Below are 13,060 nucleotides of genomic sequence, written 5' to 3' on the forward strand. Positions count from 1 at the left end.
CTTTTAAAGTGAGAGCTATAGATGCAGCCGGAAACATAGATTCTTCGCCGGCAACGCATACCTGGACGATAGATGCCACACCACCTGCGCCTCCGGTTATAGTTGCCATTTCCGAAGATCGTGGTCCTGTTAACAACGATAAGATCACATCAGATAATACTTTAAAACTGAGTGGCACTTCAGAAGCCAATGCAACTATAACTATAGCCCTGACCGGAAAAGGAACTATAGGAACAGCACAAGCAAACAGCTCAGGCAACTGGGAATTTAATTATGAAGGAACTGCCCTGGCTGCAGGCAACCACACCTTTACTGCTACAGCCGCTGATGCCTTAGGAAACACGAGTACAGTCGGAAGTAACTTTGCCGTAACTATAGACCTTACAGCACCGTCTGTAGCCATTACCTCCACAGAAAGCAGCCCTGTAAACGGGCCTTTCGAGATCAGTATTAAGTTTAGTGAAGCTGTTTATGGTTTGGCTGCTGCTGATGTGGCTGTAACAAACGGAACTATAAACAACCTGAAAAGTACTGATGCCGCAAACTATACCGCCACTATAACACCGTCTGCAGATGGTAACGTAACAGTGCAGTTGCCTGACGCAAAAGTGACAGACCTGGCCGGAAATAACAATACAGCTTCTGATGCTTTCGTGATGCAGTATGATGTTACGAAGCCAACTATAGTGTTAAGCACAAATGCAGCGGCAACTATAAATACAGCCTTTGAGGTAACTATAACGTTAAGCGAACCTGTAACCGGACTTGATGTAAGTGATGTTACTGTTACCAATGGCACTGCCACAGAGCTCACCAAACGTGATGGTAAGACCTATACTGTGCTCATCAGCCCAACTGTGCAAGGTGAAGTTAGCGTAACGATAGCCGCCAACAAAACACAGGATGCAGCTAAGAACGGTAACGAGGCATCGAACATACTAAAGCGTACTTTCGACTCCGTGGCTCCGGCAGGCTATGCGGTTGCTTTTGGCGTCGAGCAGGTTGATATCACCAACGAGAAGAATGTAGCGTTAAAAATTACAGGTTCTGAAACAGGTGCAAGCTATGTTTATACCATTACAAGTAACAATGGCGGTGATCCGGTAACGGGAACTGGCGAAGCAACAGCAGCAACTATAAACATACCGGGCCTGGACCTCTCAGGGTTAAAAGACGGGACTTTAACAGTGACGGTTTACCTGACTGATAAAGCCGGAAACAAAGGCGATAATGCAACTGCCCAGGTTTTAAAGGCTACCAAAGACATTGCTTCTGTCACCCCGACCGGTGAACTTAAAGTGCCTTTCAATACTGATTTTAGTGAAATACCATTGCCGCAGAAGGTAAAAGTAACATACAATACCGGCGAAGAGGATTACCTGGACGTAACCTGGCAGAAGGGTAACTATAATCAACTGGTAGCAGGCAAGTATACCATCAGCGGCGACCTTAAACTGGCGGATAATACGACCAACTTCAGTAACCGGAAAGGTACTTTGATAATAGAAGTAGAGCCTAACAGACCGCCTACAGCCCTAACTCTGAGCATCAGCAAATTTAAGCCGGAAGCGGAGCCAACAGAAGTGCTGGGAACATTTACTACCGAAGACCCGGATGATGAAGTATTCACGTACAGGCTGATCGCTGGCGAAGGAGATGACCAGAATTCCTATTTCTTTATCCAGGATAATGAGCTGCACCTGACCTCTAACAAGGGACTTTCCGGTGTCGTTACTTTTAAGATCAGGGTAGAAAGTAAAGACCCTTACAACAACACCATCGAGCAGACATTTACTTTAACCAAATCGGTTTACGAGCCGCAGGAAAAAATAAAACTGGTAAATGCTTTTTCGCCGGACGGTGACGGAGTGAACGATACCTGGACTGTGCCGGAATTACGCTTCTATAACGAGGTGGAAATTACCGTAATGGACAGAGCCGGCGTGCGACTGTACCAAAGCACCGACCCTGAAAAAGGCTGGGACGGAAAAGGAAAGAACGGCGAAGTACAACAGGGGGCATACTTTTATATCATACATGTAAAAGATACCGGCCTGGTACAAAAAGGGGTGCTAACCGTTTTATAATTGCGTAACATGAAAAGATATATACTCCTGACTATACTGGCATTCTATAGTTTGTGCGCCACTGCACAGACGCGTAAATACATTGGCAACTTTTCGCAGGTGCGGCCCTACTATAATCCGTCGCTGACGGGGCAGGAGGGAAGCCAGCTAAAAACGCTGTACCGCAACCAATGGACAGGTTTTGAAGATGCTCCCAAAACAATTTTTGCTTCGGCAGAATTTAACCTTAACGACTTTAAAAAGGGCAAAGGCTACCAGTTAAACAACGGAAGCGCTTATACAACCGACATGCAGCACAGCCTTGGCCTGTTGTTGCTCCGAGAGTCGTTTGGGCCTTACAGCGAAACACAGGCAAATCTGAGTTATGGTTCCGGCATCAGGCTTTCCGAAAAATTAACGCTCCGCTGGGGTGGTGCTGTAACGTACACGTTGCTGGCTTTGGATGGCAACAAACTAACCCTGGACCAGGAAAACGACCCGAAATACAGCGGCCTGCTGGGCCAGAACAACCGTGGCAGCAAAACGGACCTTAACCTGGGCTTAACCCTGGAAGCAAGTAACTTTTACATTAGTTATAGTATGCAGGATGTAACAGAAGGCAAACTGATAAAGTCCGGGGATGAGTTTATGGATGAAATGTATGCCCGCAGGCATGTGGGCCTCGCCGGTTACCGCACCGCCCTGACAGATGACCTGGGCCTTGTGCTTAATACCATATACCAGCACGACAAACAGACCGATGCAACTATAGAAGGCCAACTGAAAGCAGTTTACCAGAACATGCTATGGGCGGGAGGCGGTTACCGGAATAACCTGGCTTTTACAGCTACCGCCGGCATCAAATTCAATAAACTACAGATCAGCTACCTGTACGAAACTCCAGTAGCCGATGCCGCAACTATAGACAAACCATCGAATGAAATAACACTTGCATATAAGCTCCGTGGCAGGCAAACAGCCTCGCCTCAAAAGCAGGTAGTTCTCTGGTAATTACTGGCGGTTTTAAACTATAAAATTGCATTGTCATTCAGGTCGGTTATACAAGGGATATCGGTCTGAACTATAGTTACTTACTATAGTTTGTTTGTAACTACCTGATAATTAAAATCAAGGAACAAACAGCCGCCATATCAGTACAGAAACAGATCCTGTTTTTTTCTGTAAACCTATAGATCAAACCTCCGTAATATAAGAAGTTTCCAATAAAAGGAAATCTGAATACTTAGCATAAACACACTATGGTTGCTGGTTAAATCCAGCCTGCGAAGCAAAATCTGCTTATTTCTGATCATCATTTTCGAATAAGTAGCTTTTACTTCCTTAACCCAAATTTACCCTTTATCAAGAGCGATCTTACTTATGATATATACTTACTGTTACTCCATAAGTAATATGGTTAAAGCTATAGTTGCGGCTTTTAACCAGATTAGCAGTTGCAGGCTTCATGCGTATGGTGCTGTTCTGTTAGCTGTACTACTTTGTCTGCCCTCATTTTCAGCGCAGGCCCAGTGCCCTAACAATCTTATCCATCACTATAGATTTGATGAAAAAACTGCCGGAACTTATGCAGATTATGTAAGCCCGGTTGTAGCCAACTGTACCAATTGCCCGACACCAACCGAAAGTTTATTTGCAGGCGCTCAGAGGTTTGATGGTAAGAATGATGGAATAGTTATCCCTGAGACAGAACGGTTTGATTGGGAAAATAATGTTGACTTTACGATAGAACTTTGGGTACAGGTAACCGGTAACGCAGGCAGGAACCAGGTAATCATGGGCCGTGTTGCCACGGACTCTAAAATGTCGTGGTGGATAGGTGTAGACCCGGAAGGCTATGCCGTTTTTGAATTATACGACAAGAACCGTGTTGGCTTTAAGACCGAGAAAATGGGCAAGAAGATCAACGATGGTAAATGGCACCATATCGTGGTGATGCGTAACGGCGGCCTGCTCAAAAACAAACTATACATTGACGGCTATAAGGCAGCTGATTTCTTTTACGATAAATACACAACCGATTTTAAGTCTGTTGCGCCGGCAACTATAGGCTACTACAAACTAGACAATGGCTACCATTTTGCCGGAGCTATAGATGAGGTGATGGTCTATAACAAGGCACTGAACGAAACCGAAGTAAGGTCAAGATATAACTATGGCTCTGCTGCCTACTGCGGCCCTAAAAATCTTCCGCCGGTAATTATGTCTGATCCTGTAACATTTGGTGTGGCTGCACAGCCATATACTTATGATGTAGAGGCCATCGGGGTTCCTGCCCCGGTTTACTCGCTGGTTAACAGCCCGCAGGGAATGCAGATAAACGCCACCACCGGCCAGATTAAATGGACACCTGCCAGCGCCGGCAAATTTAATGTTACTGTTAATGTCGAGAACAGTCAGGGCAAGGTACAGCAATCCTATTCGATCAGTGTGAAGAACAGCATAACTGAACTAAGAGGCCTGCGCCACCACTGGATGCTGCACGAGGTAAGCGGAACTGAATTCAGAGATTACTATACCCCTTATAATGCCAGCTGTAAACCGGAAGCCAGGCCACAACCAATTCCGGGGGTGATTTCCGGAGGGCAGCGCTTTAACGGGACAACTACAGGACTTAATGTGGCGAACAGCTCCAACTTTAACTGGCTACCCGACGAAAGTTTCTCGATAGAACTATGGATGCGAACTACTGCCAGCACATCTGGTAACAGGGTTTTGATCGGCCGCGATGCCCGTGATTCTGACCTGCACTGGTGGATAGGAGCTGACTCGGAAGGCCATGCAAGTTTTCAGTTAAAAGATTACCTCTGGGATGGAATAGGAATAGGCGGCGGACCCAAACTGACCGATGGCGTATGGCACCATATAGTTGCTGTAAGAGACGGCGGGTCTGGAGCAAACAGGCTTTTCGTGGATGGAGAGCAGGTAGCCCAGGGCAGCTTTACTTATAAAAACGGCTTTCAGTCTTTAACACCGGTAAACATCGGATACCTGGACCGCGAAGGCAGATACCGGTTTGAAGGAGACATGGACGAAGTTATGCTTTACGGACGTGCTCTGTCAGCAGCAGAAATAAAAGAACGCTACCAGACGGTTTTCGATGGAATAGTGGAGCTCATCTCGTTTGAAGGCAGATTTGAAGGTGGATCCGTTGTTTTGGACTGGGAAACGCAAACAGAAGTTGAACTATCGCATTTTGTTGTAGAAAGATCTGAAGACGGTACCGAGTTTACCGAAATAGGGACCGTGCAGGCTAAAGGAACCAGCGCTGAGCGCCTGGCCTATAGTTTCACCGATCCTGCCCCTATAAAGGAACGCGGATACTACAGGCTGCGTATTGTGAAGCAAAATGGTGCTTTTACCCACTCGCATGTGGTCATAATCGAGTTTGGAGGTACCATTGCATCAAGTTTCTTTTTATATCCTAACCCGGTACAGAGTGGCGAGGTAAACGTAAATGTTACCAATCTGGTGCCTGACGAGCGCGTGATCTACATGCTGTCGAGCATAACAGGTAAAAAAATAATAACCCGGGAGTTACAGGTAGCTTCAGATGGCACCTTAGATTTTATAGTTCCTGTACCAGACCAGTTAAGGGCAGGTATGTATGTGATTTCTGTCATCTCAGATGTTAAGACTATAAGCAGAAAATTAGTGGTAATAGACTAAGAAAGTTGTACACAGGTAAGTTAATGCAACAACTATAGCTCATCTGTGTATACCGGTTTTTCGGCCCTGGTTTCTGCGGTCATCTAACAAAACGAATTTTAATAGTAATCTATAGTAAATCAAATATTTACGAATAATTATGAATAACTTTTACATAACAGGAAGAGAGCCTTCTTATCAAGCATACTTCCTGCTACCTCATAATAAGAAGCTGAGGCACCCTTTCAGATATAAGTCAGCGCTCCTTAATAGTATACTTTCTATAGTTTTTGCTTTCTTCTTTATAGCACAAGCGTCTGCACAATCCTCGTCTGGTTTGCCTGAAGGCTTTGTTGAAGAGCCGGTGGGCGGAGAATGGAATATGGCAGTTGGCCTTAAGTTTTCTAAAGACGGAAAGAAAATGTTTGTGTGGGAGAAAGCAGGTAAAGTTTGGGTTGTTGAGAATGGTGAAAGAGCAGCTAACCCACTTATTGATATAACCGATGAAGTAGGCGACTGGGGAGACCACGGCTTACTTGGTTTTGAGCTGGATCCTAATTTCGATACAAACGGATTTATTTACCTGTTGTATGTAGTAGATCGCAACCACCTGATGAACTCGGGCAAAAGTGGCTACGACCCATCAAACATCAGCCAGAATGAAGCAACTATAGGCAGGGTTACGCGTTACACAGCCAGCCTGTCGAATGGTACTTTAACTGTTAACACCGGCAGTAGAAAAATATTACTTGGCGCGACAGTATCTACAGGTATTCCTATAACATACATTTCGCATGGGGTAGGTTCACTGGTTTTCGGTGAAGATGGTTCTTTACTGGTTTCAGCCGGCGACGGCGCTACTGCCAACGGCGTAGACTATGGCTATTTCCCGAATGATCCTAAGAATGATACGTTCGTTCCGCAGGCGCTTGCAGATGGCATCATCAGCTCTAAAGAAGATGTCGGCGCTTTCCGTTCACAGCAGATCCAGTCTTATAATGGCAAGATACTTCGTATAGACCCGGCTACCGGTAACGGATTGCCATCTAACCCATTCTATGATGCCAGCAAACCTAATTCAGTGGAGTCGAAGGTGTGGGCGTTGGGTTTAAGAAACCCGTTCCGCTTTACTGTAAAACCGGGTACTGGTAGTTCTACTTCTCCGGGCATTTTATATGTTGGCGATGTAGGCTGGATGGACTGGGAAGAGATCAGTGTGGTTGATAAAGGTGGCATGAACCTGGGCTGGCCTATGTTCGAAGGCCTGATGGCGCAGCCGTCTTATTTCGAGATCGCTCGCGTGGTTATGAACCCGTTTATTCCAAACCCTAAGTACAGCGCGGCAAATGCTGGTAACTCTGATATGTGTAAAGAATTTTACACGTTCGGAAGTCTTTTGAAGCAAGCCCGCAAAACCACCCAGCCAGAATTCCTGAATCCCTGTGATAATACTACTCCAATTCCTGAACAGTATACCTTCGTGCATTCCAGGCCTGTCGTGGATTGGGTAAATGATATTGTGCAGAACGGGGTTGAGCCTAAGGCGATAACCAGGATCGGTACTTTTAATGGCGAAGACGCTGCAACTGTTGGTATAGGCGAGGCCGGATCTAATGTGACAGGCAGTCCATTTTATGGCAGTTCTTCTACGGGTGGTATCTGGTACACTGGCTCTGACTTGCCGGCAACGTACAAGAATACCTACTTTTTCGGGGACTATGGTGCCGGCTGGATAAAGAATGCCGTGTTTGATGCGAACAATAAGCTCACTTCTATCCGTAACTTTATAGGCAAAGATGCCACTGTTACCGGTTTTGCAACTAACCCGGTAACGGGCGGGCTTTATTATATCAACTACGCCACTAAAGTTCTAAAGATCGCTTATTACGGCGGAAACCAGCCTCCTAAAGCGGTAGCAAAAGCAGATAAACTATTTGGTTCAAGCCCACTTACAGTTAAGTTCACCGGCAGCGAGTCTACTGACCCTGAGAACAAAGCGCTAAAGTACGAATGGGATTTTGGCGATGGTTCTGCAAAGTCAACTGATGCAAACCCCCAACATACATTTACCTCTGCCCAGACCGTAACCCGTACCGTTACCCTGAAGGTGACGGATGATGGTGGTTTAACAGCTACAGCAAAACTGACGATAACACTTAACAATACGCCACCTGTTGCAAACATCACCAGCCCGGCCGAGGGAACGCTTTACCCGCTTGATAAGCCTACAACTTATAATTTACGGGCCGATGTAACCGACAACGAACATACGGGTGATCAGCTAAGCTATGAGTGGCAAACCACCTTACACCATAACACGCACGTACATCCAGAGCCGGTAGACACCAAAAAAGAAACAACCACAACTATAACTCCGATTGGTTGCGATGGTGAAACGTACTTTTACAGGATCAGCCTGAAGGTAACTGATGCCGGAGGCTTGTCTGCTACAGATTTTGTGGATGTGTACCCGAATTGCAGTGGCGGTGTAGTTAAGCCAGTAACTATCACATCACCAACCAACAATGCCAGCTACGAAATAGGGCAGGATATCGAACTGAAAGTAAGCTTTGCAGACCCTAATCGTAAGTGGACAAAAGTGGTTTACTATGCTGGTACTGCACAGATCGCTGAATCTACCACGGCACCATTTACAACAAAATGGAGCGGCGCTACAGCAGGCACTTACAACATTACAGCACAGGCTACCGACGATGGTGTACATTTCCAGACGACAGATGCAGTGAAAATTGCAGTAGGAGGCTCAACCCAGGTAGATCTTCCGAATTGTATGCCGGGAATTGCTCAATACTTAGGCTTTGATGAAACTACTACCGATGCCGGATTTAAGGATTATGCTTCGGCAGCTGTGGCAAACTGCACAACCTGTCCTGAGTTGGTAACTGGTAAATTCCATAACGCACTTAAGTTTGCGGGTACAACGGGTGTAAACCTAAGCGATGCCTCTAATTTCAACTGGGGAGCTAGCACGCCATTTACGATCAGCTTCTGGATGCGTACGAGCTCAACTATAAACCGCAACTCTGTTATCATGGGCCGTAACGCAACCGAATCAGCTATGCACTGGTGGATCGGTACAGACGATCAGGGACATGCCATGTTCATGTTAAAGGATATTAACCACCAGGGTAATTTTGTAGGAGGTAAAGGACCAAAAGTGAATGATGGTAACTGGCACTTGTATACAGCCGTTCGCGATGCAGGTTCTAACAAGAACATCCTCTATGTTGATGGGGTTAAAGTTGATGAGATCGATATCAGCTATGACAATGGCTTTGAAGGTGCCGCGGCCTTGAACATTGGTTACCTTGACTTAGGAGATGGTTACCATTTCGAAGGTGACCTGGATGAGGTCAAGCTATATTCTAGAGCGCTAACCGCTGCCGATATAACCCAGGAGTTTAATGGCGGTAGTGGAACGTATTGCGGTACAAATCCGCTTGGCATCGATAAGGATGTAAACTTTAAAGGCAAATTTGATGTGTACCCTAACCCAACTAAAGGCAACCAGGTTGCACTGCATGTTACTACACTTAAGCCTAACGAAACCCTGACCTTACTGATGACCGATGCTACCGGAAGGAAAGTATTGGAGACAACTGTACAGGCAAATGCAGCAGGCCTCCTGGAAAATGTCCTTTCGCTGAATAAGATTGATGCAGGCTTCTATAACCTGACCTTATACTCAACAGAAAGAAGCATCAGCAGAAAACTGATCGTTACAGAATAGCAGAACTATAGAAAATAAAAAAGGGCACTTCAGCTGAAGTGCCCTTTTTTTTATGGTTCAGAAACCTTATTGTTTCATCAGGTTAATGCTGTTAGCTACACCCTGGCTATCTGTGTATCTCAGGATATAAAGACCTTTTTTGATGTTGATGCTTGTCAGGTCAAGTACCAGCTTGTTGTTAGTAAGTTCAAGTGCCTTCTGCTCATAAACTACTTTGCCAACCTGGTTCAGAAGAACTACCTTCTGCAGTTTTACATTCTGCTGGTTTGCGAAATCCAGCGTAATTGTGTTCGTGAACGGGTTCGGATAAGCAGTTGTATTCTCAAAAACTATCTGCGTATCTTCTGTTGTTACCGCTGCTGTAGTTATAGCTCCGGTACTTCCCATTGGCGACAGGTACTTGCCTGGTATTGGTCTTTCCTGCGTGCCGTTTGGCAATGTCCAGCCAACGGCCAGGTTATCACCACCGCCACCTTCCAGGTGCAATGCTTCGATGTAGTAACGCTTGCCAGCTTCTAACTGGATTGCTACTGACTTCTGCTCGCTGTACTTGGTCCACTCACGTGGGTTAGTCCACTCAGACACTGAAGCGATTCTTACTTTCTTAGCCGGATCTTCTGAAGTACTCAGGTACAGATCAGCCATATCATCCGAAGAGATCCAGAAGGTATAGTAACCGCTAACAGGTGCAGTTACATAACCACGTACTCGCTGGCCATAGTTGTCACCTACATTTGAAGGCGTCTCGAACAGGCTAAGCTCTGTCTTTTTCGCTGGCGTAGTGCTTACAGGTATTACTGAAGTGCTGCTGCCATGTACGTTTGTCCAGAACTCGTGCGTGATCTTACCAGTACCGGTTGTTATAGTTGCAATCGGTTCTGTAGTTGGAGCCGGTGCCGGTGCTGTCGTTGTAGTAGACGTGCTTCCCATTGGCGACAGGTACTTACCTGGTATTGGTCTCTCCTGCGTGCCGTTTGGTAGTGTCCAGCCGATAGCCAGGTTGTCTCCGCCACCGCCTTCGATGTGAAGGGCCTCGATGTAGTAACGCTTGCCAGCTTCTAATTTAATAGCTACCGACTTCTGCTCACCAAACTTAGTCCATTCACGTGGGTTTGTCCACTGCGATACTGATGCTACTCTTACCTTTTTAGCAGGATCTTCTGACGTGCTCAGGTATAGTTCAGCCTGGTCATCCGAAGCGATCCAGAAGGTATAGTTACCAGTTACCGGTGCAGTTACATAACCACGTACACGCTGGCCATAGTTGTCACCTACATTTGAAGGCGTCTCGAACAGGCTAAGCTCTGTCTTTTTAGCTGGCGTAGTGCTTACCGGGATAACCGAAGTGCTGCTGCCATGTACGTTTGTCCAGAACTCATGTGTGATCTTGCCAGTGCCTGTTGAAGGCGAAGTGGTGATCGGCTCTGTAGTTGGAGCTGGTGCTGGTGCCGGAGCAGGTTCTGTTGTAGGAGCTGATACAATTGCTGTGCTTCCCATTGGTGACAGGTATTTGCCTGGTATTGGTCTTTCCTGCGTGCCGTTTGGTAGTGTCCAACCAACGGCCAGGTTATCTCCGCCACCGCCTTCGATGTGAAGCGCTTCGATGTAGTAACGCTTACCAGCCTCTAATTTAATAGCTACTGACTTCTGCTCACCAAACTTAGTCCACTCACGTGGGTTAGTCCATTCAGACACTGAAGCGATTCTTACTTTCTTAGCAGGGTCTTCAGATGTGCTCAGGTACAGATCAGCCTGATCATCAGAAGCGATCCAGAAAGTATAGTTACCAGTTACCGGTGCCGTTACATAACCGCGAACACGCTGTCCATAGTTATCACCTACATTCGATGGTGCTTCAAACAAAGCAAGCTCTGTCTTTTTAGCTGGCGTAGTGCTTACCGGGATAACCGATGTGCTGCTGCCGTGTACGTTTGTCCAGAACTCATGCGTGATCTTGCCAGTGCCCGTTGAAGGCGAGGTAGTGATAGATGTTTCTGTTGAAGGAGCCGGGGCTGGAGCTGGTGCCGGAGCCGGAGCAGGCTCTGGTGAAGTAGTTGTAGTTGCACCTGAACCGTTAGGTCCTAATACAATTCCTTTGCTGCTCAGTTTCTGCTGCCATCTGTTAAACTCGTCTATTTCGTGCTGCTTTGTGATGGTACCTGCAATAGAGGTGTTGTTTGACTGCGTAGCACCTTCCATGTCAGAGATATCTCTTCTGTCGTTTGGCCATCCCCATGCCATTACACCAATCGTGTTGTTGGTAATAGTGTTAGAGAAGGTAGTTCCCATCTTGTAGTAGTCCAGGCTCCAGAAGCCTGAAGTATACATGTTAAAGCGTGAACCATCATCGAAAGTAGCTGAGTTGATAGCTCTGTTGTTATAGTAACGGATGTTATTTCCGCCTGCGATACCCATGCTATAATTACCAACGTTTACAAGGTGGTTATCGAAACCTTCGATGTAAGCAGTAGCAGTACTCATGTCGCCATCGCTGTCTGATAGTATACCACCACCAGAGTAGCTGCTGCCCTTGGCATCAACAGGGTAAGCACCCTGTATATAGTTGTTGTGGATCTTGATCGGAGAAGAAGAAGTACCGCGTGAGTTGAAGATGTTAATGTTGTCTTCTACCAGCGACTTGCTTGGTTCGTTGATTACCTGGTTCCAGGCTACCTCTACGTTAGGAACTGAGCCACGGTAGTTGAACTGCACAAACTGTGAGTGAACCTTACCGCCGTGCACACGACCGTCAATGTTCTTCACTTTGTTGTAGCGGATCTTGATCGTCTGGCTTGTAGTACCATTTCCACGGTAATCATCACCAACGCCAATACCGGCTGTGCTTTCCATGTAGCAGTTTTCTACTACCAGGTTCTTAAAGTCGTTTAGGGTAACAAAACGGCGGGTCTTCGGGTACTCCGAGTAAGCAGTTGGAGCGATACCGTAGCCATTGGTGTTCTTTACAGTTATATCAGCTGCATAATACCAGCTCTTTATCAGGTAACCAGCACCACGAATGTTAGAGTTGATGATTACAACCGGCTCGGAAGTACGAATATCAACGGCAGGAACATCAGAGTTAGTTGATTGCCAGTTTCCGGTGTAGGTACCGCCCTTCGTGATCACCAGGGGACCACTATAGGTTTGAGCCTGAACTGTTTTTGGTGTGAATACACTCACGATGAATGTAAGCAATAGAGCAAGCAAAACTGAGCTCGCCTTCTTATTTGCATAAGAGGTGTTTGGATTCATCTTTTTTGGCTAAAAGTTGAAAATATTAATTTACCTTACTTATTCCTCTCTTAGATACTCTCGTAAAATTTACTTTACCTAAGAGAAGAAGAGCAATTTGATTAACATACCGATAATGAGTGGTTTGTTTAAATTGCTCATATATAAGTTGTTGCAAATATATGCTGGAAAATTTTACAAATGCTAACACTTACCTTAAATTTCTGAATAAAATTATAATTACTTCAAAAATTTATAAATGTAAGTGACTGTATAAAATGCTTTTAAGCAAAAATTTGCAGGTTTTTGAAAAAGTTTCGGTTACACAAATTATTTTTTTATTAAA

Annotated in this window: 5 protein-coding genes; 4 read left to right on the forward strand and 1 reads right to left on the reverse strand. The window is 45.8% G+C overall.

Annotated elements, in window-relative coordinates:
• The 4 genes from ABS362_RS17110 to ABS362_RS17125 all read left to right on the forward strand — a co-directional run.
• Positions 1 to 2,087, forward strand: a 2,087-nt coding sequence (locus ABS362_RS17110; protein ID WP_350413980.1) for an Ig-like domain-containing protein, incomplete at its 5' end; no start/stop codon positions are given.
• A gap of 9 nt (positions 2,088 to 2,096) precedes the next feature.
• Positions 2,097 to 3,077 (forward strand): PorP/SprF family type IX secretion system membrane protein, encoded by a 981-nt coding sequence (locus ABS362_RS17115; protein ID WP_350413981.1) that lies wholly within the window; start codon positions 2,097 to 2,099, stop codon positions 3,075 to 3,077.
• Positions 3,078 to 3,446: 369 nt separating this feature from the next.
• Positions 3,447 to 5,753: a LamG-like jellyroll fold domain-containing protein gene (locus tag ABS362_RS17120; protein ID WP_350413982.1), complete on the forward strand. Its 2,307-nt coding sequence runs from the start codon at positions 3,447 to 3,449 to the stop codon at positions 5,751 to 5,753.
• Between the two features lie 139 nt (positions 5,754 to 5,892).
• On the forward strand, positions 5,893 to 9,483 hold the full coding sequence (locus tag ABS362_RS17125) for a PQQ-dependent sugar dehydrogenase (protein ID WP_350413984.1): 3,591 nt from the start codon (positions 5,893 to 5,895) through the stop codon (positions 9,481 to 9,483).
• Positions 9,484 to 9,549: 66 nt separating this feature from the next.
• Here the strand turns inward: ABS362_RS17125 and ABS362_RS17130 are convergent, their stop codons facing one another.
• Positions 9,550 to 12,735 (reverse strand): PA14 domain-containing protein, encoded by a 3,186-nt coding sequence (locus ABS362_RS17130; protein WP_350413986.1) that lies wholly within the window; start codon positions 12,733 to 12,735, stop codon positions 9,550 to 9,552.
• Between the last annotated feature and the right edge of the window lie 325 nt (positions 12,736 to 13,060).

The organism is Pontibacter populi (assembly GCF_040278685.1).
Taxonomy (GTDB): Bacteria; Bacteroidota; Bacteroidia; order Cytophagales; family Hymenobacteraceae; genus Pontibacter; species Pontibacter populi.